Origin of the sequence: Clostridium guangxiense, assembly GCF_021043395.1 — a bacterium.
GTDB classification, from domain to species: Bacteria; Bacillota; Clostridia; order Clostridiales; family Clostridiaceae; genus Clostridium_S; species Clostridium_S guangxiense.
This window is the reverse complement of record NZ_JAJNKE010000031.1, coordinates 29,096-51,295: the sequence shown is the minus strand read 5'-3', so window position 1 is coordinate 51,295 and position 22,200 is coordinate 29,096. Positions and strand designations below refer to the sequence as shown.

The window sequence follows — 22,200 nt, the reverse complement described above, 5'->3', positions numbered from 1 at the left end:
TAGGAGTTTTTTTCTGCTCAACGGCATAAGCCTTTTTTCTTCCACTTGCTTAGCAAGTGGTTTCCTTCGTTACACAAAAAATTGCACAAGCCTCATATAGCTTGTGCAATATATATTCCTTAACTACGTCCTCTTATTTTCTTTATAGCTAATACAACTGGCACTATTATAACAACTGCAACAGCAGATTCTATAGAACCATTAAGCCCAGCAACCCCATATATAGCTTTTGCAGCACCACTTACACTTATTTTAGCAGCCTGTGCATATCTTTCTGCATACAAGAAATAAATCATTGTAAGTACTCCAACAGTATTGGTAAGTGTTCCAACTACAGCGGTTATACCAATTCTAAGTGGTTCATTGCACTTTTTAAGTAATGCATAAGTATAATAAGCAGTAACCCCTATAAGCACTCTTGGTAAAATTGCAACCAATGGATTCATAAAGGCAAAAGAAAGCACACTAGGAGTCATCATATTTTGGATCATACTAAATACTCCAAACATAAGTCCTACTAAAATTCCAACAACAGGTCCTTCTATAATTGCACCTATAATTACTGGAATGTGCATAATTGTTGCATGAGCAATTGGAAATGGTATGAAGCCATAACCAGTTAGTCCCAAAGTTACAGAAATTGCAGATAACAGCCCAACAATAGTTAGTTGCCTTGTCTCAAATTTACTCTTAGCTAATACATTTTTATTCAATTTTTCCCTCCGTTCTTATTCCACTTTAAGGATATAAGTCGAATAATATAAATTAATTTTATTTAGGCTACAGTTTCAGAAGAATACTGTTTCCAAAGAAATTCAAGATTATTATATCACACAATTTAAAATTTTTTAACAAATAATTTAAAAAAGTACTGTTACTTCTCGTAAAGGATAAAGCAAAAAATGATAGGATTAATAAAAACTCTATCATTTCTCATAAAATTAATTTTTAACCATCTTATCAAATGCTTTTTCTACTTTTGACTTATCCTTAGAAATAACAAAAATTATAAAATTTTGTCTATCCTGCAATAAACTATTTTTAATTAACTTATATTTCTCAGGTGAACTTCCTTTAAAATCATTAGCTCGTTCATTTAACCTTTTTTGTATCTTATACCTAAGTTCATTTATACTACTTAAATACTTAACTTTAAGAACTAAAATTTCTTCAGGATTATCTTTGGATTTTGATGTATATAAAGCAAAATCTGTAAGTTCAACTTTATTTATCTTATATAAATCTTCAAGTCCTTTAGCATCTTCTTTTTTTAATGTAGATATATCTCCAATATTTTTAATTTTTTCATCAAATTCCTTAACTGTTACACTTCCTTGATCTATGCAACCTGAAGTCATAAAAATAATTATAACCACAACACTAATCAATCGAAAAATCTTACTCAACCAAACATCCCCACACATTTCTTATATTCCTAAGTTAAATAAACTCTAATGCGTTTTTTCTAAATCGCTAATATTAACACTTCTGCTATGTATTGTATGGTCCCATTCCTTATTATCTTTATCTAAAATTGCCTGTATGCAAATAGGTAACCATGTTATTATATAAATTGGCATTATTATATAATATATTAGTACTTTAAAATTAAATTTTCTCTCTGCAATAAGCAAAATTGGTGTATATAAATAAATTACTACTCCAACTATAGACATAAATATAGCAAGCGCACTAATACTGTGGTGTGAAACTGCAATGCTATTATAGTTATTCGAATAATTAAAAAGCTGTATAACTACTCCCACCATATTTATAAGTGTTGTTAAACCAAATAAAATAAATAGTATAGGTTGAATAGTATAAATCGCGCAATCTATTGCCGTAAAACTTGCCTTTCTTATGCCCATTTTTATAAGTTTAAAAAAGTATCTGCTACTTACATCTACAAAACCCTGCATCCACCTTTTTCTCTGTCTCCAAGATTGAATTAATGTAAGAGGTTTCTCATCATAAACAACTGCATCATAAGCAAAATCAACTTTATATCCATTGGATACTAATTTGCAAGTAAACTCTAAATCCTCTGTTAAACAAGTGGCTCCCCAGCCTAATTCTTTAAGTATTTCTATGTCCATGCAGCATCCAGTACCACCAAGTTGACTTGAAATTCCAAGATTGACTCTTGAAAGCTGAGCCATTCTATTATTTGCCCAAAATGTTATTGAATAGCTTCCAGTAATCCAAGTATCCATAGGGTTTTTGCTATCTAAATAGCCTTGAATTACCCTAGAACCTGAATAAAGTTTTTTATTCATTTCCTTTAAAAAGTTTCTGGATACAAGATTATCAGCGTCAAAAATACATACCGCATCATATTTTTTATCCATGTTAAATATTTTGTTAAACATCCACTCCAATGCATAACCTTTTCCCTTTTTCTTGTCATTAAATCTTTCGTGAACTAAAGCCCCAGCTTCTCTTGCTTTCTTAGCTGTGTTATCTGTACAGTTATCAGCAATTACAAATGTATCATACAATTCCTTAGGATAATCTAAATTATTCAAACTAACTATTATATCGTTAATAACAACCTCTTCATTATGAGCAGCAACTATTAGTGCAAACTTTTTTTCAGGCTTTATTAATTTTAAATTCCCTTTTTTATAAATTCCAAACAAAGCTATTATTAAATAATATATGGAGAAAACAAAGGCGAAATATGTTAGTGAATTTGAAAAAAAGATTAGTATATTTCCGATTTCTTTCATTATTATCCTCCCTAAATAAATTTCAAATCTTTAAGCGCCATTATATTCAAATTATAAGTAACTTAATTTATATAGTGCTAGGTACAACCTTTTCCTTATAATTATATATGTCTTATTAGTAAACGTCAAATAAGCATTAAGCGTAAGTTATTACTGTAATTTTAACCAAATATTAATACTTTGCTCTGCAACTGCTTTAACTTATCACAGCTTAATACCACTAAATTTCCATTTTCTAAGTATGACGCTTTTAAAAACACATCCCCTTCTTCACATTTTATTAATTTTTTATTATTATTTCCAATTATCTTTACATAATCCCCATAGACAATCCCTATATTTCCTTCATTGTATATAAAATCAATTATGTCAAGGGTATTTTCTATATTTATTTTTTTAAAGCTTCCATCTAAATTGTATACAAAAAATTCATTATTACCATTCTGTACAATTGCCTTATAGTTCTTGGACGCGATATCGATTACACTTTTTATATTAATGTAATTACAAAATCTATAAAATGAAGGATATAGCCCCATAATTTCTTCCTCTTTAAGTATTTCTAAATTGCCCTTATTCAAATCCATTCTTATAAAAGTCATATTATATAAATCAAGTATTATAATATCATTATCGTACCATAAATAGACTTTGGAAAATATAACATTCTTTAAGGTATTTTTAATAAAAATAGTTTTAACATCATAATTATTAAGATTAATATGTACAAAGCATCCATTTTCTGGGCAAAATAAAATTATCTCATCAGATTTGCTATTTACATAAGAATAATGTATAACAATATCTTTAAAAATATTTATTTTCCTTACCAATTTAAGATTACAATCCAAGACTTCAATACCTTCATATCCATCGTTAATTATAATTTTATCTAATACAGTTTCCATAAAATATATATCATTTTCTATGATTATCTCTGCATGCTTCTCGCTCATAAATATCCTCCTTAAATATCACAAAAATTATAAGTCTTATATCTATTATAATTATCGTATATTAATTGGAATTCTGAAAAATATCCAGCATGTCTTTGGCGGCTCGTAACAACTCACTTTTATTATTAGTTTCAGGTTTTTCAATAACAATTTCAAGCAACTTATTAAGTATTTTACCTATAAGTCTTCCATCTTTTATTCCAATATTTATCAAATCGCGGCCATTTACAGCTAAATCTTTTAATTTAAAGCAATTGTTTTCAGCAATAACCTTTTTAAACATTTCTTTAGCAAGGTTAATTTTTTCATGACGCTCTTCATAATACTCTGGATTTTGTGACCTTATATCCGCTTCTTTTATTTTTAGTAAATCAATAAAGTTTCTTTCTCCTATAATACTTAAAACCTTTCTTACCTGTCTAAAAGTGTTCAACTCAACATCATGAAACTTAACAAGAATTTTCACCTTCTCTATAGTGGCATTATCATATTTTAATCTTTTTAGTATATTTTCTGCCATAAGAAAGGATTTTTCCTGATGACCATAAAAATGATCTATTCCCTTATCATCTCTAGTTTTACAAAGCGGTTTTCCAATGTCATGAAAAAGCATAGTAAGTCTAAGTGGTAAATTTCCTTCCACATATCCTAAAGATTTTTCTATATGAACGCCTACGTTATAAATATGATTTGGATTGTTTTGCTCACACTTAAAGCAAATTGAATACTCCGGAATTATATAATCTAATAATTGATAGTCATAAAGATTTGCTAAATAATTTGGGTTATGTGACATTAAAATTTTATTTATTTCATTTTGTATTCTCTCTACAGATACCTTTTTAATAAGACTATGATTTGATTTTATGGCCTCTGCTGTTTTTTCTTCAATTTTAAAGCTTAATTGTGCTGAAAATCTTATTGCCCTAAGCATTCTAAGTGCATCCTCATTAAATCTTTTATCAGGATTCCCAACGCATCTTACCACTTTATTATTTAAATCCTCATATCCATTAAAATAATCCACTAAACCATCTTTTTCATTGTACGCCATAGAATTTATTGTAAAGTCCCTTCTGGATAAGTCCTCTTTTAAATCATCTGTAAATTCAACACTATCAGGATGTCTTCCGTCTGAATATTCTCCATCTATACGAAACGTTGTAATTTCATACCCATTCTTGTCAATCATTACAGTCACAGTTCCATGCTTTAAGCCTGTAGGAATCACTTTATGTCCTGCCTTTTCAAATATTTTTATCATATCTTCTGGCTTTGCTGACGTTGCTATATCCCAGTCATTTGGCTCTTTTAAAAGCAAGCTGTCTCTTACACATCCACCGACAATATAGGCTTTGAATTTATTTTTTTGAAGTATACTTACGACATAACTAGGCTTCTCAGGCACTTCTATCATATAAAGATCACCCACTTACAATATTTTTATGTATAGATAAATCATTCTTGTTAATTTAATTTTCCAACGCATTATATACAATTCTACCACAATTCCATTTATGTTACAGCCTATAATTATTTTTGCCTTATTTTCTACTTTTATGAATACAAAGTCTAAATTTAAAACAAAGCCAACTATAAAGGTGCACAGAATTCTTACATTCTGTGCACCTTTAAGTAGTTAAATTTAATTATCACTCTTTGTTACATCATATCCAAACCACTTATTTGATATCTTTGATATAGCTCCGTCCTTTTTAAGTTCATTGTATGCTTTTTGATAAGCGTCTTTTAAGGCTTTATCATTTTTTCTAAAAGCAGCTCCTATTGGTTCTTTGCCTAAATATTTTTCTACCTTTTTAAACTTTCCAGGGTTTTTAACCATGTAGTAATCTCCTACCATTGGGTCAGCAACTACTGCTGCTATTCTTCCATTTTGAAGATCTAAAAAAGCATCCGTTGTAGCTTCATATTTTTTTACATCTTTAAGTCCTGAGAGCTTGCTTAAAGCATCCTGTGAGGTTGTTCCTGCTTGACATCCTACAACCTTCCCCTTAAGATCATCTGGACTTTTTATTGAATTATCGCCAGTTTTTAAGAATATAGCACAGCCTCCATTTATATATGGATCAGAAAAAAGCATTTTTTTCTTTCTATCATCAGTTATGCTAACAGTTGACTGTACAAAATCAAATTTTTTAGAATTAAGCGCTAAAAAAATACCATCATAGGCATTTGTAACTATTTGAAGCTTAACTCCAAGTTTTTTTGCCACTGCATTTGCAACATCAATATCAAAACCAGCTATTTTATTATCTTTGTCTCTAAATTCCATTGGAGGATAATCATCAGAAAGTCCTACCTTTATAACTCCTGCCTTTTTAACACTATCCAATGAATCATCCTTGCCCTTACTACCAGTAGAACAGCCTGCAAGAAGTGATATGCAGAGCATTAAGGCTAATATTATTGATATTTTCTTTTTCATAAAACCGCTCCCCTAACTCATAATATATACACGCTTGCATTTAAATACAAGATTTATATATGATGTTTCCATCATAGGACGACCTACCTATATCGCCTCTATATCTACATGTATATTTATAAATATTATAGCGTGTTTATTCATAAATTACAACCACTATTGCTGATACCAATAAGATTGAGATTTATACAATTGCGTGTATATACCATTTTGGTTAAGTAACTTCTCTGGTGTTCCATCCTCTACAATACCTCCATCACTCATGACAAGAATTCTATTTGATAATCTTGCAGCACCAATTCTATGAGATACAATAAGAGAAATCTTTCCTGATGACATTTCTAAGAATTTCTTGAATATACCTGCTTCAGCTAGTGGGTCTAAAGAAGCTGTTGGTTCATCTAAAACTATCAAATCAGAAGTTTTAATATCTCCTCTTGCAATTGCGACTTTTTGCCATTGTCCTCCAGAGATATCTATTCCTCCATATTCACGTCCCAGTATAGTATCAACCCCGTGTTGATAATTTTGAATGAACTCTAAATAGCTATGATTTTTAATGTATTCCTCTACATATGACTTATCATAAAGCATATCTGATTTTCCAAAACCTATATTTTCACCAACCGTCATCTGGTACCTTGTGAAATCTTGAAATACAGCGGAAACTCTTTCATAGAGCTTATTTCTATTTAATTTAAAAATACTCACGCCATTGTATAAAATATCTCCTAAAGTCGGTGTATATAATCCTAAAATCAACTTAGAAAGTGTACTTTTCCCCGCACCATTTTCACCTAAAATAGAAATACTTTCATTTTTATTAATAGTTAAGCTTAAATTCTTTATTGTGCCCTCTTTACTATGAGGATATCTAAAACATACATTAATAAATTGAATGGTATGAATTGGCTCTGTAAGCTCTTCATGTCCTTGCTTTATCCCATCTTTATTATTAATTAAGTTAAAATAATTTGATATAAAAGGAATGCTATTTATTGTTTTCGTTACCTTATCTATTAAACCCTCTGCATGCTCTTGAACTGTAGAAAATGCTGTCAGCATAGCTGCAAATACAGAAACAGTAATATCACCGTGAAATGCCATATAAGACGACAATATTATGCCTATTCCTAATCCAATAGGACGGCAGGAATCTAATATTGCAGTTCTTATGAATTGCTTTTTTTCATACTTCCAAACATCATCTGTTATTTCTTTCAAATTATCATAATATTTTTTTTGCATATAATCATTTGTACCAAATATACGCATATCCCTATTCGTATTTCTACCGCATAAAATTCCCCACAAATAATCCGTAACTCTTAACTTTTCTGTTTGATTATTACGCAAAATAAAATATTCCTCTCCACGTAAATAGCGTGAAATAAAATAAGGAATCATCGTGAAAACAGCTAGAAGCATAAGCATTGGATTGTAAGAACCAATAATCGAAAATATAGATCCAATTGCAGAAACAAGCAAAGGGATATAAATAATGGAATTCACAATATCCATAATACTGTCATTGTAAGCATTCTCTTGTGCTTTATATATATTATCATAAAGTTCATTGTCTTCAAATAATTTCATTTCTGTATTTAGCACTTTATTATATACATTTTTTAATAATTGAATCCTAAATTTCTGTAAAAGTAAAGATCTTAAGTACGCATCGGCTGGAGTATACAAATAGTAGCTTGGACAAATTACAACAAATGCAATAAAGGGTATTATAAGTGCAGTATAATTATTTCCTCCTCCTATAATATTTTGCAGGGCAGTCAGAATAAGAACATTAAATTTAACTTGCAAACCTTCTAACATACCGACCAATATAGACAAAATTAAAATTGTATAAAACTGCTTTTTAGCTGATTTGGCAATTAAGTAAACTGCTCTAAAATATGCTTTCATGAAATATTCTCCTCCCTATACCATTCTGACTGAACCATAAACATTTTATAATATTGCTTTTTTTGTTTCATAAGCTCTGCATGTGTGCCATTTTCTATAATCTTTCCATCCTCTACAACAAGAATTCTATCCCCGATCTTTGCACTTCCTAATCTATGTGAAATTAAAATACACATCTTATTACCCGCTAAGCGTATAAAAGACTGATAGAGTTCCGTTTCTGATTTGGGATCTAATGCTGCTGATGGCTCATCCAAAATCATAATTTTAGCATCTGATAAAAAGGCTCTTGAAATACATATTTTTTGCCACTGTCCCTCTGACAAGTCTGAGCCTTCCCCATAAACATTGCCTAGCAAAGTGTCATAACCATGTGGCATGCTATTAATAATGTCATATGACAACCCTTTTTTTGCTGCCTTTGTAATCTTCTCATCATCATTTATATATTTTATATTTCCAAATCCAATATTTTCTCGAACAGTAACTTGATACTTTGTATAATCTTGAAATACACAGGAAAGTAACTTTTGTCTTTCCTCAACTTTCATGTCATATACGCTTCTTCCGTTTATTGATATACTTCCAGAATCAGGCTTGTATAACCCAAGCGCAAGCTTAATTATTGTGCTTTTCCCTGCTCCATTTTCACCGACGACAACTAACTTTTCTCCCTGCCTTATAGAAAATGAAATCCCCTTTAATACAGGTTTATCACATCCTTGATATATATTTTGCCATTCTATTATATACGGCTCGTTCTTCTTCAGCTTTGTGCTGCTCATCTTCTCTTTTTAATTTAACTAATATCATTGGCAGCACAGTTGCAAATGATATCGGAAGTGCCCACCAAGCAATTCTTATTATAATAAGTGATAGTAAAATTGTTGAAATAACATTTTTGCAAAATTCAGCTACATTAAACACTGTATTTGCCATATCTTTTTCCGAATTTTTTTCTACCCTTTTACACAAATCATACACATTAGTATTCTCAAAATTCATATATTCAATTTTCTTCAATTTATTTGAAATCATTAATTTGGCTTTAATATTAATTTTCTGGTTTAATCTTAATTTTAGTAATTCAACAAGCTTATTTATAATAGGAAACAAAATCAAGGCTAATACCATAGCTGTTACCCAAGGTAATATTTCATTGAATTTCCCCCATGTTTTTAATGAGCTTATAACTATATTAAGTACGTTACGTAAAAGTAAAAGATTAACGATTTCATTTAAGCCAAGTACTAAAATCAAACTAAATGTTACAACCGTTAAAAATGGTGCACAAGAATACATCACCTTAAATCCCTTAGTAATATATCTCTGTTTTTTTGCATTATCGTAATTGCTTTTCATTATTCAAATTCTCCTTTGCCAAATAATTCATTATAAACTTTAACAAAACACTTAGTTTCCAAAGTTAAATATTATATATTATTGGGCATTACAAAAAGACAGAGAAAGTTTTATGAAATATTGAAAAAACTTTCTTTGCCTATAACTTTGCAATTCATTCTACTCATAACCACCCGGAATCCACCATCTATCGCTTTGCAGCGGATTATAATTCCATGCTAATTTTTCAACGCTGGTCATTACCTCACCATTGTCTTCTAAATACTGAAAAGGTGGATGAAAAAACACCATATAATTAGATGCTGGAAATTCTTTAATCTCAAAACCATCTGGTATTTCTCCATTATAGTCTATTGGGACACCAAATCCATAAAAATAACCTCTTTTTCCAGCTTCATAAAACCAACCTGCCATATGAGGCCCTACGCTTTCACTTGCCACATTCCTCATACTTTCAATTATGACGCAAACCTCATCGCAATCATGATATTTCGAAAAATCACAGTAATTATTTACTCTTATATCCCATATACCAATATATTTATGAGCGGGAATATACTCAAACCTAATACTTGGTTCCTTTATATTACTCATTCTATTACCTCCTATAGGTATATAATCTTCAGGAGAAAGCACGTCTTGTTTGATAGAAAGCTGCACTGGTTTAGGACTTTTGCGATATGTTAATGGAGTTAAGCCATAAGCATTTACAAGGGCCCTCGTCAGAGCCTCTTGTGATGAATATCCATACTTTAAAGCAATATCAAGTATTCTAACATTCGTATCACGGAGCTCCAGAGTTGCATGACACAAACGCCTGCCTGCTATATAGCTTTTTAATGTTATCCCTGTGATCTGGTGAAATAAATAAGAACAATAATAAGGTGAATACCCTATTTTCTGTGACATCTCCAATAAACTCGGCTTATTCTCAATATTTATTTCAATCCAGTCAATTATTTTTTGAATTGATACTTTCCATTCATTCATACGCTTCGCTCCTTTCATAAATAATTCTATCAATTTAATCTAATGAAAACTTGACATAACTTGCGGAAATTCTGGCAGAGCACAGAGTACAGTTAAGGATGATTTTTCTCAGCTACGCTTTAAAAAATCTTAAACTTAATACGCGCAAAGCGCTTAAAATATGGTGTTCAGCGCAGCTGAAACTACTAAGTTCTAAGATTTACCTGAGGGAAACGAAAGGTAAATCAACCTTCACTGTACTCTGTCCTTTGTACTTTGCCTTTCAACTTCCAGTTTATAAGGATAGTTCTAGAATTCATAATTTTTAATAAAAATAATAATAAATTATTTAAAATAATGCACTATAAAGATTCACGTCAAAATTCCGTAGGAACGGAGGAATTTTTCCATTGTATTACCGTGGGAGCGAAGTAACAATGCTGAAGGAACAGTTTAAAAAACTCCTAATAAATCTTGATAAAAAAATCATAAAATACTTAGATATTTCAATTGTCTGAGCATTTTTTTCAGCGAGTTATTGAAATATCTTAGGATTTTATGATTTTTTTATCTTAGATTTATAGAATTTTTTTAATGCGACGAAGCATTGTTACTTGAAGTACTCTATTCCTATAGCTTCACGAACTTCTTTTAATGTTTTGCTGGCTACTTCTTTAGCTTTAAGGCTTCCTTGCTTTAGCATTTCATATACTGCTGGAATATCCTTTTCAAATTCTTTTCTTCTATTTCTTATAGGCTCTAACTCCGCTTGTAAGACTTCATTTAAATATCTCTTAACCTTAACGTCTCCAAGTCCGCCTCTCTTGTAATGTTCTTTCATTTCATTTATAGTTTCTTTATCCTCACCAAAAGCATCTAAATAAGTGAATACAGGATTATTTTCAACTTGACCCGGATCCTCTACTCTTAAATGATTAGGATCAGTGAACATACTCATAACCTTTTTCTTTACTACATCAGGTTCATCACTTAAGTATATAGCATTTCCTATAGATTTGCTCATTTTAGCCTTTCCATCTGTACCTGGAAGTCTCGCACAAGTTGAATCTGGAACCATTACCTCTGGCTCTACCAATACTTCTTTTCCATAAATATTATTGAAGCTTCTTACTATTTCTCTTGTTTGTTCAATCATAGGAAGCTGATCTTCCCCAACTGGTACAAGTGATGCTTTAAATGCCGTAATATCAGCTGCCTGACTTACTGGATAGATAAAGAATCCTGCTGGGATACTTGCTCCAAATTCCTTCTGTTTTATTTCTTCTTTAACTGTAGGATTACGCCCAATTCTAGCTACAGTTACTATATTTAAATAATGTACAGTAAGTTCAGCTAGTTCCGGTATTTGTGACTGTACAAGTATTGTTGACTTTGCCGGATCTATTCCAACTGCCAAATAGTCAAGCGCAACCTGAATAAGACTATTTCTAATCTTTTCTGGGTCTCTTGCATTGTCTGTAAGTGCCTGTTGATCTGCTATCATTATGTAACTTTCATAAAGTCCAGAATCTTGAAGTTTAACTCTATTCTTTAAAGAACCAACATAATGCCCTAAATGTAATTTTCCAGTTGGTCTATCACCTGTTAATATTATCTTTTTTCCCATACTAATTTACTCCTCAATATTAAATTAAAATCTGCATATGTCTATTGAATATAGGATACATCAGCTTTTATCAAAAAGTCAAGGCAATCACACAATAGGTTTTGGCAAATTTTAAAACGTATTTATATAAAGTTTTAGAAGGATAATTAGATTGCATCCAAAACGCCATAGATGATCGTTATCCTTCTTGAATTTATAATTAGTACTTTTTTGAACAAATGACTTTATAATTTAAATCCTTCTGTCATCTCGTTTAGTTTCTTTGACATCTCTGATAATTTATTCGTAACTTTTTCTACTTCATTCATAGTTGAAAGTTGGTTTTGTATACTTAAATTTATATTCTCAGTACCATTTGCTATTTCACTTGCTCCATCAGCTATATCGCTAATAACCTTCTCCATTTCCTTAGAGCTTTTTGCCTGCTTATCATTATCGTGATTTATTTGCTCTATTTCATCTACTATGCTTTGTATATTTGATATTATACCTTGTATACTTTCTTTTACTTCAGATGCTCTAGATACGCCATTTGACACCTTTTCGTCAACTTGTTCTACTAAATTAACAGCATTAGATGATTTTAACTGGTTTTCTTTTATAAGATCCGCTATTTGCGATGCAGCATTATTGCTTTCATCTGCTAGTTTTCTAATTTCATCTGCTACTACACTAAATCCTCTGCCTGCTTCCCCTGCACGCGCCGCTTCTATAGCTGCATTTAAAGCTAGCATATTCGTTTGTTCTGATATGGAAGTTATCATTTTTACAATATCCCCTATTTGATTAGAAGATTTATCAAGGTCATCTATAACATTTGATACTTCTCTTGAAGCTGATGCTATATCATTTATAGATGATACTACTTGAGATATTTTAGCTGCTCCTTCTTCTGCTGATTCTTTTGCCATTTTACTATTTAATGCAGTATTTTGAGTTGCATTAGAAGTTGACTCTGAAAACTCTGCCGCTTCTGTAAGTGCCGCTGTAGTTTCTTCGGCTGCAGCTGCAGCATCTGAAGTACTAGACACAATTTGAGATATTGTCATTGAAACATCATCCAGCGACTTAGCAGTTGTTGAAGTTGCATTACTCATATTTTCGCTTAAGTTAGTTATTGTTTTAGCTGACATGGATACTTCTTTAATTATTGCGTGAAGCTTATCCATAAACAAATCAAAATTTCCACTTAATTCACCTATTTCATCTTTGCTATCGTAACCTATTCTTTGAGTTAAATCACCGTCATTCTCTGATATTTCCTTTAATTTTGAAGTAACTTTTTTAACTGGTGCCACAATTTCCCTTATTATAATGCCAGATACAACTAAACTTATAAGTACACTTATTACAAGTATTACTATTATCTCTATAACTGTACCCGTAAAAAGATTTTGACTTTGTTTATAAGTTACATTTGCAGCTTTAACATGCTCATCTACAATTTTATCGAAATCTGAAATCAAAGTATTTTTAACTTTATCAAAGTTTTGTACAGAATTTCTATCATTCTTGTTGTTCTTAGGAGGTGTACCATTACTTTGTTTACTTTGATTTTGTGTACTTTTCATTTCCTCTACTGCGTTTATATATGTATCCTTGGCTGTTAAAAACTTGTTGTAGTCTTTTAACAAGGTCTTAAGCTTAGTACTGTTTTTATATTCAGGATTATTTTTATATTGAGATAATTTTTTATTTAAAACTTTTACTCTCGCTGTTATATTGCTTTTTATAGTGGTTATTGATGAACTATCACTCTCAGTGTCCATTAATGAACTTGCTTGAGTTCTAATGTACTCTACATCTGACTTCATACTTTCCAAGCTTATAATTGGTGTCATTCTTGAATTATTTAATTCTTTAATTTCCGAATTAACATTATACACTTGCACTATTGAAGTTACACCGATTATCAACAGAAACACCAGAAAGCTAATTGATAATAAGCCGATTTTTTTTGTAAGTTTCAAATTTCTAAAAAATTTCATACACTCCACTCCCTCTTTTGCTTGTAAAACTCTTCTTTTTATGTAATACCAATATAACATAATTTATTAAGCTAAGTCTCACTAAATTTGTGGCAGAATTGGTGCAAATTCATATAAGCTGAAGCCTAAATTTAAAGGTTCTTACTTTAGCAAAAACACAAACTAAATTAATATAATGTATTAAAAAAACATGCTGATGTAATTTCAACATGTTTTTTCTAAAAAGATATAAATTTATTTTCCCTTAAACCCTTCAAAGGTTACAAATTCACCTACAGGTTTCCGATATCCTCTCATCCGCCTTTTACTTGTATCCTCTTTTCCCATTGCAATGAGAAGCACAGGTTCAAGATTTTTAGGTATATTAAATAAATCACATACTTTTTCACTGTCAAAGCCAATCATTGGGCAAGTATCCCATCCCTTACTCTTTGCTATTAGCATAAACATCATAGCTGACAAAGCTGCGTTTCTTATAGCTTCATCCCTTTGAAATTCTTTTCCTCTGCCAACATATAAATTATTTATGCTTTCTATCATATTATCATAATCAAATTTAGACATAATTTTCAAATCTAACATTCCTGAATAAATCTTGTCAGCCTTTTGATAGCCTTCTCTATCTCCAAGTACCAATATAGCTGCAGATGCAGTATGAATCTTATACTGATTAAACGCTGCCTTTCTTAATTCTTCTTTTTTATCTTTATCTGTAATTACCAAATAGTTAGCATGCTGAATATTGAAACAAGAAGGTGCTAACTTAACCAGATTAAAAATCTCAATAAAATCTTGCTTAGGTATTTCTATTCCTTCAATAAAATTATTTGCCGAATGCCTGTTCTGAATTATTTCCTTTAAATCCCCCATTTTTTTATACACCATCCCTACATATAAACTTATATAAGTATGATACTCTTAGATATTAAGTATCGTCAAGCAATATTAGCTGCAATTTATTATAGATAAACAAGCTGAAATATTTAAATTACCAATACCAAATTTATCCTTACAAACTGGAATTTAACTCAGAGTACAAAGTACAGAGGACAGAGTACAGTGAAGGATGATTTTTCTCCGCTGTCGCTACAAAAAATCTTAAACTTAATGCACGCAAAGCGCTTAAAATATAGTGCTCAGCGTAGCTGACACTATTAAGTTCTAAGATTTACCTGAGAGAAACGAAAGGTAAATCCACCTTCACTGTACTCTGTACTTTGTACTCTGTGCTCTGAATCAACTTCCGGTTCATTAGGATAAATTTGGAGATTGCAATTTTAAAGTTTCAAGTTGTCTATCTATATAAACAAAAAGTACAGGACCTCAATCCTGCACTTTTACATGTATTCATATTCAAATAAATTTCATAGATAAAAATCAGACCAATAGCTTGTCTATCTTTCTACTCCACTGTATAAATTTCTTTTATCTCTGTACAAATCTGCAAATAAAATTAAAAATAGTATAGAAACAATAACCTTATATGCACCCATATTGTAGTAAGGCGACATAACATTCCAAACAAATGCTGCTATAATACAAAAATCTAACACACCAAGTACCTTTATATACAACTTTTCATAGTGCTTTCCTAAATCTTCATCCTTACCTTCATAATCTTTATTGACATGACTTCCATAAAATATTTCCAGTACAAATCCAACATTTATAATCAAGCTTAAAATTCCTAAATGGTTTATGATTGTAAAAGCAAGTGATAATAAACTTATTATTATAGTGAAACTTTTTACTAAAACAAGTTTTCTCATATCAAATTACTCCTATTTTTTATATATTACATTTATAATATCACTTTTTCACTACTATTTAAATATAATTTTCTTATTTTTTTGAATAATTATTTAAATTTATATATACTTATACCCTAAGTCTTATATAACATCATATTAACAATTATTTAGTATTAATGCAGCATCATCTTTATTAAAACTGATTTTTTATAAAACTACGAATTAATTCCCAATTCTATAAGCAAATTGCTCAGTCTCTTTTTTTCCTTTTCTGCTGCTTCAAAATTTATATTGTATAAATAGTGATGGAGTAAATCCGCATCTTTGAGAACTTCATCATAAGCACTGTCTACACTATGATGCGCTATAGAATTACAAATAATATCAATCTCCTACTCATAAAATCCCCTTCAAACTAAAAATCTACATATCAAACGCAAGTTTATAATATCTATCTATTTTATCATTTATTTCTTTCATATTTATATACCTTGCTTCTCTTATAAACTCTTTTCCATCAATAAATACCAAAATGGCTGGAAGTGTAAAAACATTATAAGAAGCAGATAGTTTTATATTATTTTCTACATCTACCTGAACACTTGTAATTTTCGGATATGCTTTAAGGATTTTTTCTAGTTCTGGTTTTATAACCTTACATATGCCGCAGTCTTTGCTTCCAAAATATATTAATAAAATCTTATTTTCATTTATTAATTTTTCTATAGTATCTTTTGAATAAACTCGGTTCAATTAGAACCACCTTCAAACCAAAGACATTCCTTGTGCCAAGAACAAGTACCACAAACTTCATTAGCTGAGTTTTTATTAGATATTTTTTTATTAACTAAATCAAAAATTTCTTTTGGCATCTTAATTTCACCACTTTTTAAATTAAGCTTTTCAAGAACTTTTTTATCCATAAAATCAACTTTACTTGAATCGGCACATTTTCCTCCCTTTCTATTGCTGCAAGGTCCACATATATCATCACAGCTATCTATAAGCTTTATTTTTAAATCTTTATTATCTTTTATATATTTTATTATCTTGTCCATATTTTTCACAAATTCTTCATTGTAGCCATAACCTTGAAATCCCTGCATACATAGAAAATGATGAGCTCTTATTCTTAACATAAATTATTCCTCCGCTTTACGTATTATAATTTTTTATTATCATTTCCTAAGCTTTAAACATATTAAATTTTTTATAAAAACCTACTAACATATATATTAGCACAATTAATTAAATTTTTCTTCAATTCATTTTCAAATATACCATATACAACTGCCGAAGATTTTATATACGCTTTAATTCCAAATGCAAAAACACATTTTTTCACACTTTACATACTTCATATATACTATATTGCTGCATAAAATATGTAATTATACTGCCAAAGTCAAAATGCTGAAAAGTTCCAGCATGAAAATGCATAAATGTTGCATTGTAGAGGTATATTCATACCTATTTGCTATAAGTTGAAAAAATAAATCACTATAACTTATTTTTTAAGTATACTTTCCTAATTTTCGTCATTTCTAAACTATAGGGTTAGTTTTGAGACTTTTTTACTTCCGCAACAAGTTCTTTTGCTTTCTATTTAAAAAGCAAAAATCACAGCATTTATTTCCCATACCCAACGTTCCTGTTCGAATAAACTTTACTTTTTTCATTGAACCATAAATTACATGGTCTGTTTCACAGAAAATTTTGCAAAGTTCAAGACAAGCATTCTCTACACATGCATCATACCAGAGACATTTGGTTATGTTATATTCTACAGATGTTCTGTCATTTTTTATCACTTCAGTTATCCAATTATCACTCTTATTAACTACACCAACCATCATCTTTCTAAATATATAGAAGTATCCCGGTATGAATTCAAACATTGAATACTGCTTATTCAATTTTTGTCCTACAATAGTAAACATATACTTTTCAACCGTATCATACGCTCTTTTCTGCTCACCTAATTCCTCTTGCAATACCTTATATAATGAGATCCTTGGAAGAATTGTTTTAGTCAATGTTGCCATCTGATTATTACTTTTTCCTGTCGTCAACTCAAGTATTGTTTGTAATTTGCTCTGTTGTAAATCATAAATTTTATTGCCTAAGCTTTGACCAAATTCCTTTATCAAAAATTGTTGCATAATGCTTCCTCCTTATCTTTTACAATATTAGGTAGTATCTTTATTCCTTCCATATATAATATTTGAACGTGCCATAGTTATGCTCTCCTGCTATTGAATATGGTATAATTTAATACATTCACAAACTTCAATATTGATTTAAAATATAGCCTTAGCCTTAATAGTATTATAGAGGTTCAAGTCCTCATAGGTACTCTAAAAACCGGACGATTTTGGAAGGCTTGAAAGAATAGATGTAATGTTTCAATTCCTCATAGGTACTCTAAAAACTAAGGGATTATGATGGCAAAGATTTAACTGATTTAAGGTTTCAATTCCTCATAGGTACTCTAAAAACTTTAGTATTCCATTTATCTAAATCCACAGGATCACGGTTTCAATTCCTCATAGGTACTCTAAAAACAGTCCAGCATCACCATTACCAAAAGAAGTGTATATGGTTTCAATTCCTCATAGGTACTCTAAAAACTTTAAAGGCTCTAAGCCCTGTTTCATGATTTCACCTTGGTTTCAATTCCTCATAGGTACTCTAAAAACCTAAAATACGAGGAAGAATTATCAACACCAAGTCCTGTGTTTCAATTCCTCATAGGTACTCTAAAAACGTTTACTAATCGAAGATAAAAGCACCGAACTAAATTGTTTCAATTCCTCATAGGTACTCTAAAAACCTCTCTAACTTTTGTGCAACGCCTTTATCCCTAGTCAGTTTCAATTCCTCATAGGTACTCTAAAAACGGTGTAAGCTTCATAAAAAGATGTTTACATTTTAAAGTTTCAATTCCTCATAGGTACTCTAAAAACATAGCTTTTCTATTAGCTACAAATTTATGTGAAGCTAGTTTCAATTCCTCATAGGTACTCTAAAAACTTAATATTATTTATTGAGGTTATAGCATTATAGATTGTTTCAATTCCTCATAGGTACTCTAAAAACTATAACAGATTTAAAAGTAGAGAACTTTATAGAGTGTTTCAATTCCTCATAGGTACTCTAAAAACCTTGTTGCTCTGCATACCATTTCGAAAGCAATTCGTTGTTTCAATTCCTCATAGGTACTCTAAAAACCTTATATGAGTAGACCGCGAAAAAATCCCGATGATGTGTTTCAATTCCTCATAGGTACTCTAAAAACATAGTCTCTATGATAAATGAACAATTAAAAGATGTGTTTCAATTCCTCATAGGTACTCTAAAAACAACCGTTGTAAATTACAAGTGTTTAAAATGTAAAGGTTTCAATTCCTCATAGGTACTCTAAAAACTGAAACTCCTGCTGTATTATCTGCGCTTCTCCACGGTTTCAATTCCTCATAGGTACTCTAAAAACCCATCAAGTACAGCATACATCAGCTTTCTTAAAAAATCAATTTTTAAGAAAATTTATAAAAAAATATAAAAAATCAATCTTAGCCCGCCATTTTCCTATAAACTAAAAAATCGTCAACCCCGGGGTTTTTTACTCTATTGGGGGTCGACGACAATTTTATTTTTTATTCATTTTTTATAAATTTCAATAAGATCTAGAAAATTATAAAAAGATAACAAGAGCATATTATTTCTTAGTTAACCGGTAACTTTTCAGATAATATTTCACAAATTCTTTTAACTTTTTTTGATTTTTTATCAACCTTACCTTTTTTAGAAACCTTATATTCCCACTTATCTTCTTCTTTAAAATATTTCTTAACAAATTTTGCAAGTACTATTTTATCTGAATCCTCTAATATATCAACATTTTGGTCATAAAATTTTATAATTTCATTATACTTTTTAGTTTCATCTTTTATTTGATTCAGCTTATATAATTTTATCTCAAAGCTACTCATACCTTCCGTTTCCTTTTTTAATTTTTCTTCTTCTTGTAACCTCCTTTTTAATTCCTCTGCTTCTTTCAATTCTCTTTCTATTCGCAATTTTTCCATTTGCTCTTGTCTTTCTTTTTCTTCTCTTAATTGCTTTTTAACTTCTTCTTTATCTATGTCAAAATATCCATATCCAACTGAAGTTTTGGCACCTATTCCATGAAAATTTAAAGCATCAATAAAATTATCTATCACAAATTCTTCTATAGTTTTTTTATTATGTTGATCATTTTCTTCCCATGCTACATTTAAAATACTTTTATCTATTGCTATATTAAATTGAAAAAGCAAATCTTCATTTTTATTTTTTTCTACTACCAAAAATGGTATCGGATTTGGTTCCTCTGAATCTAAAGGTTCAATTTCTCCATTATAGTACTTTCCATAATGCGGTGTCATGATATCTCTTTTTATTTGAAAATCATTACACGGAAAAGAATCCATAAAAATTACTTTTCCCGAAAGATTTTTATTATTCTTTAATTTTCCACCAAATATTAACAAGAACTCCTCTTTTGATATATCACTGTCTCCTTTTGAATCAAAATATTCTTGTATTACATAATTTCTAAGTATTCCCTTAATAGCTTGCCCTGGAATATATGGTATACCATACGTATGATGGAGTGTAATACCTGTTTCAAATACAGATTGATTTCCAAGTCCGACTATTAATTTGTCATTTACTTTCCCTTTAAAACTTATGCAATAAAATTTCTCATTTAAGCTATCCTTTATACTATTATTATTATTCTTTATATTTTTTAATATAGTTCTTTCATTTTCATTCATGCAATAGCTTTCATCTAAATTAAAAACATTAGTAAATTTATTTATTAAAAGAGATTTGTTCATATCTTTTCTTCTTGCTTGATTATCATATAAATAATTCATCATATTTCTATAAACATGATATTCTTTCATTTCAGGACGATCTTTATCTGCTTCCACTAAAACAACATCGTTTTTCTTATATTGTAAACTTTTTTTAGTATTTTCTATATTATCACCATGCACAAAAGATATAATGTTTTTATTTGCTCCTTTTACTATTCTAACCTCCATTTTATCCTTCTCCTTCAATCATTCCATCAGCAAACCTTTTAATCCAGCCAAATAAGCTCATCATTTCCTTAGTTATTAACTTATATTGTGATTGATTTAATTCTGTAACTGCTTGTATATATTTTGCAATATTAATAGTGTTATATTTATCATCATTATCATTGATATCTATTTCATACTTTTCAAAATCTATTAAATTATTGATTTTATCATTCTCATAGTTCCATTTTATTATGTCATTTAAAATTTTATTATTATACTGTTTTTTTATAATATCTTCTTTTTTAGGATTTTCAATATTACTTTTAGATAAAACAAAAACCAAAGTATTTATAAAGCCGTTTTTCTGAATTAATGTAGATATCTTTTTTACTAAAGTTTTATATTTTTTATTATCAATATATTTATCATCTTTACCTTCTTCTACACATTTCATTGCAAAACTTGCTACATTAAGACTAGCATTCCTTAGATTTGACATCTTTATCGCCTACCTTACCTAATCTCTTTACAAAACCTTTTCCAATAGTAGCATCTCCACCGACTTGAAATACTTCATCTACAGTATTATTAAAATAGTTTAATATGTCTTCTGAGGTTTTCTTATTATTTTCATTGAAAGAAGGTGCTCCCAAAACCATAAAATACATTATGGTTTCAGCTGGCAAATATTCTTCTGTAAAAAGTCCTGTGCCTTCAGCTGCCCCTGTATTCACACTTATTTTATTTCTAGTAATTATTTCAGTATACATAGTAACCAAATCAATAAAATCTGAATCATTTAATATTACTATTCTATTAGTATCTAAATCATTTATAGTTTTAAATAGATTTTGCAAATTTATATTCATAGAACTTGCAGATTTTTCAAATATATATTCCTCTAAAATTATTTTTTCTTCCTCCGTATTATTAATGTATTCTGCAGAATTTACATTTATATTTAAGTCTACAGTAAATTTTTCATTTTGGAATTTTAAATCTTCTATCCATCTTTTTATAATATAAGGACAAGTTGCTAATTTAAATATATCTGTAGCTGATTTAACAGGGAAAAATAGCAATTTTGCATCTGTAAATCCTATTGCACTTGAATAATCTTCTCCATATTCTGGTCCAAATATAGTATATAAATCTTTTTTTAAATTATCATGTATTGTATTATCATTACTTTTAAATTTATTATATAAACTATGCTTTATTGATCCTTTTAAACTTGATGCCTCTATTTTAGGTATATTCGAATGTTTCTCCCTTTGTATCGGCATGTCCACACTTTCAAGCCCATCTCCTGCACCTGCATGAACTGGTGTAAGTGCTTTTATATATATGATTTCTTTATCTTTATACATTTTTATT

General features: G+C 29.7%; 20 protein-coding genes and 1 CRISPR repeat array. All 20 genes read right to left on the bottom strand.

The window, feature by feature from the left end; translation table 11 throughout:
* Positions 1 to 119 precede the first annotated feature (119 nt).
* Entirely contained in the window at positions 120 to 713 is a 594-nt protein-coding gene (locus LQK79_RS15555) for an ECF transporter S component (RefSeq protein WP_053242307.1), read from the bottom strand.
* Between the two features lie 228 nt (positions 714 to 941).
* Positions 942 to 1,406, bottom strand: a complete 465-nt coding sequence (locus tag LQK79_RS15550) for a DUF4358 domain-containing protein (RefSeq protein WP_053242306.1) — start codon at positions 1,404 to 1,406, stop codon at positions 942 to 944.
* Between the two features lie 45 nt (positions 1,407 to 1,451).
* The gene (locus LQK79_RS15545) at positions 1,452 to 2,729 is read right to left on the bottom strand and encodes a glycosyltransferase family 2 protein (protein ID WP_053242305.1); all 1,278 of its coding nucleotides are present in this window, start codon (positions 2,727 to 2,729) and stop codon (positions 1,452 to 1,454) included.
* Positions 2,730 to 2,890: 161 nt separating this feature from the next.
* Positions 2,891 to 3,685 carry a hypothetical protein gene (locus LQK79_RS15540; protein ID WP_053242304.1) on the bottom strand — a complete coding sequence of 265 codons (795 nt, stop codon included), beginning with the start codon at positions 3,683 to 3,685 and terminating at the stop codon, positions 2,891 to 2,893.
* A 61-nt stretch (positions 3,686 to 3,746) separates the two neighbouring features.
* The gene (locus LQK79_RS15535) at positions 3,747 to 5,102 is read right to left on the bottom strand and encodes a CCA tRNA nucleotidyltransferase (RefSeq protein WP_231017140.1); all 1,356 of its coding nucleotides are present in this window, start codon (positions 5,100 to 5,102) and stop codon (positions 3,747 to 3,749) included.
* A 228-nt stretch (positions 5,103 to 5,330) separates the two neighbouring features.
* A complete protein-coding gene (locus LQK79_RS15530; protein ID WP_231017139.1) occupies positions 5,331 to 6,131 on the bottom strand; it encodes an ABC transporter substrate-binding protein in 801 nt (266 codons plus the stop codon).
* 156 nt (positions 6,132 to 6,287) lie between these two features.
* On the bottom strand, positions 6,288 to 8,051 hold the full coding sequence (locus LQK79_RS15525; RefSeq protein ID WP_231017138.1) for an ABC transporter ATP-binding protein: 1,764 nt from the start codon (positions 8,049 to 8,051) through the stop codon (positions 6,288 to 6,290).
* Positions 8,048 to 8,836: an ABC transporter ATP-binding protein gene (locus LQK79_RS15520; protein ID WP_231017137.1), complete on the bottom strand. Its 789-nt coding sequence runs from the start codon at positions 8,834 to 8,836 to the stop codon at positions 8,048 to 8,050. Before LQK79_RS15520 ends, LQK79_RS15525 begins: the two co-directional genes overlap by 4 nt.
* A complete protein-coding gene (locus tag LQK79_RS15515; RefSeq protein WP_231017136.1) occupies positions 8,766 to 9,413 on the bottom strand; it encodes a hypothetical protein in 648 nt (215 codons plus the stop codon). The genes LQK79_RS15520 and LQK79_RS15515 overlap by 71 nt, the downstream gene beginning before the upstream one ends.
* Positions 9,414 to 9,572: 159 nt before the next feature.
* Positions 9,573 to 10,403 (bottom strand): helix-turn-helix domain-containing protein, encoded by an 831-nt coding sequence (locus LQK79_RS15510; protein ID WP_231017135.1) that lies wholly within the window; start codon positions 10,401 to 10,403, stop codon positions 9,573 to 9,575.
* 589 nt (positions 10,404 to 10,992) lie between these two features.
* Positions 10,993 to 12,009: a tryptophan--tRNA ligase gene (gene trpS / locus LQK79_RS15505; RefSeq protein WP_053242296.1), complete on the bottom strand. Its 1,017-nt coding sequence runs from the start codon at positions 12,007 to 12,009 to the stop codon at positions 10,993 to 10,995.
* 224 nt (positions 12,010 to 12,233) lie between these two features.
* Positions 12,234 to 13,997, bottom strand: a complete 1,764-nt coding sequence (locus LQK79_RS15500; RefSeq protein ID WP_053242295.1) for a methyl-accepting chemotaxis protein — start codon at positions 13,995 to 13,997, stop codon at positions 12,234 to 12,236.
* A 234-nt stretch (positions 13,998 to 14,231) separates the two neighbouring features.
* Positions 14,232 to 14,867, bottom strand: coding sequence for a nitroreductase family protein (locus LQK79_RS15495; RefSeq protein WP_053242294.1), 636 nt, complete (start codon positions 14,865 to 14,867; stop codon positions 14,232 to 14,234).
* Positions 14,868 to 15,391: 524 nt separating this feature from the next.
* Entirely contained in the window at positions 15,392 to 15,766 is a 375-nt protein-coding gene (locus LQK79_RS15490) for a hypothetical protein (RefSeq protein WP_053240663.1), read from the bottom strand.
* Between the two features lie 405 nt (positions 15,767 to 16,171).
* On the bottom strand, positions 16,172 to 16,501 hold the full coding sequence (locus tag LQK79_RS15485; protein ID WP_053240662.1) for a thioredoxin family protein: 330 nt from the start codon (positions 16,499 to 16,501) through the stop codon (positions 16,172 to 16,174).
* On the bottom strand, positions 16,498 to 16,887 hold the full coding sequence (locus LQK79_RS15480; protein WP_053240661.1) for a DUF1284 domain-containing protein: 390 nt from the start codon (positions 16,885 to 16,887) through the stop codon (positions 16,498 to 16,500). Before LQK79_RS15480 ends, LQK79_RS15485 begins: the two co-directional genes overlap by 4 nt.
* A gap of 435 nt (positions 16,888 to 17,322) precedes the next feature.
* Positions 17,323 to 17,910 carry an L-2-amino-thiazoline-4-carboxylic acid hydrolase gene (locus tag LQK79_RS15475; RefSeq protein ID WP_231017134.1) on the bottom strand — a complete coding sequence of 196 codons (588 nt, stop codon included), beginning with the start codon at positions 17,908 to 17,910 and terminating at the stop codon, positions 17,323 to 17,325.
* A 173-nt stretch (positions 17,911 to 18,083) separates the two neighbouring features.
* Positions 18,084 to 19,241: a CRISPR direct-repeat array (repeat unit 30 nt; unit sequence GTTTCAATTCCTCATAGGTACTCTAAAAAC).
* Between the two features lie 232 nt (positions 19,242 to 19,473).
* Positions 19,474 to 20,841, bottom strand: a complete 1,368-nt coding sequence (gene cmr6 / locus LQK79_RS15470; RefSeq protein WP_231017133.1) for a type III-B CRISPR module RAMP protein Cmr6 — start codon at positions 20,839 to 20,841, stop codon at positions 19,474 to 19,476.
* Between the two features lies 1 nt (position 20,842).
* On the bottom strand, positions 20,843 to 21,322 hold the full coding sequence (gene cmr5 / locus LQK79_RS15465) for a type III-B CRISPR module-associated protein Cmr5 (RefSeq protein ID WP_053240649.1): 480 nt from the start codon (positions 21,320 to 21,322) through the stop codon (positions 20,843 to 20,845).
* Positions 21,300 to 22,193: a type III-B CRISPR module RAMP protein Cmr4 gene (gene cmr4 / locus LQK79_RS15460; protein ID WP_053240648.1), complete on the bottom strand. Its 894-nt coding sequence runs from the start codon at positions 22,191 to 22,193 to the stop codon at positions 21,300 to 21,302. Before cmr4 ends, cmr5 begins: the two co-directional genes overlap by 23 nt.
* Positions 22,194 to 22,200: the final 7 nt, after the last annotated feature.

Coding starts and splice junctions, on each gene's coding strand:
- LQK79_RS15545 (WP_053242305.1), bottom strand. CDS start 2,729: ATGAAAGAAATCGGAAATATACTAATCTTTTTTTCAAATTCACTAACA.
- LQK79_RS15540 (WP_053242304.1), bottom strand. CDS start 3,685: ATGAGCGAGAAGCATGCAGAGATAATCATAGAAAATGATATATATTTT.
- LQK79_RS15535 (WP_231017140.1), bottom strand. CDS start 5,102: ATGATAGAAGTGCCTGAGAAGCCTAGTTATGTCGTAAGTATACTTCAA.
- LQK79_RS15530 (WP_231017139.1), bottom strand. CDS start 6,131: ATGAAAAAGAAAATATCAATAATATTAGCCTTAATGCTCTGCATATCA.
- LQK79_RS15525 (WP_231017138.1), bottom strand. CDS start 8,051: ATGAAAGCATATTTTAGAGCAGTTTACTTAATTGCCAAATCAGCTAAA.
- LQK79_RS15520 (WP_231017137.1), bottom strand. CDS start 8,836: ATGAGCAGCACAAAGCTGAAGAAGAACGAGCCGTATATAATAGAATGG.
- LQK79_RS15515 (WP_231017136.1), bottom strand. CDS start 9,413: ATGAAAAGCAATTACGATAATGCAAAAAAACAGAGATATATTACTAAG.
- LQK79_RS15510 (WP_231017135.1), bottom strand. CDS start 10,403: ATGAATGAATGGAAAGTATCAATTCAAAAAATAATTGACTGGATTGAA.
- trpS (WP_053242296.1), bottom strand. CDS start 12,009: ATGGGAAAAAAGATAATATTAACAGGTGATAGACCAACTGGAAAATTA.
- LQK79_RS15500 (WP_053242295.1), bottom strand. CDS start 13,997: ATGAAATTTTTTAGAAATTTGAAACTTACAAAAAAAATCGGCTTATTA.
- LQK79_RS15495 (WP_053242294.1), bottom strand. CDS start 14,867: ATGGGGGATTTAAAGGAAATAATTCAGAACAGGCATTCGGCAAATAAT.
- LQK79_RS15490 (WP_053240663.1), bottom strand. CDS start 15,766: ATGAGAAAACTTGTTTTAGTAAAAAGTTTCACTATAATAATAAGTTTA.
- LQK79_RS15480 (WP_053240661.1), bottom strand. CDS start 16,887: ATGTTAAGAATAAGAGCTCATCATTTTCTATGTATGCAGGGATTTCAA.
- LQK79_RS15475 (WP_231017134.1), bottom strand. CDS start 17,910: ATGCAACAATTTTTGATAAAGGAATTTGGTCAAAGCTTAGGCAATAAA.
- cmr6 (WP_231017133.1), bottom strand. CDS start 20,841: ATGGAGGTTAGAATAGTAAAAGGAGCAAATAAAAACATTATATCTTTT.
- cmr5 (WP_053240649.1), bottom strand. CDS start 21,322: ATGTCAAATCTAAGGAATGCTAGTCTTAATGTAGCAAGTTTTGCAATG.
- cmr4 (WP_053240648.1), bottom strand. CDS start 22,193: ATGTATAAAGATAAAGAAATCATATATATAAAAGCACTTACACCAGTT.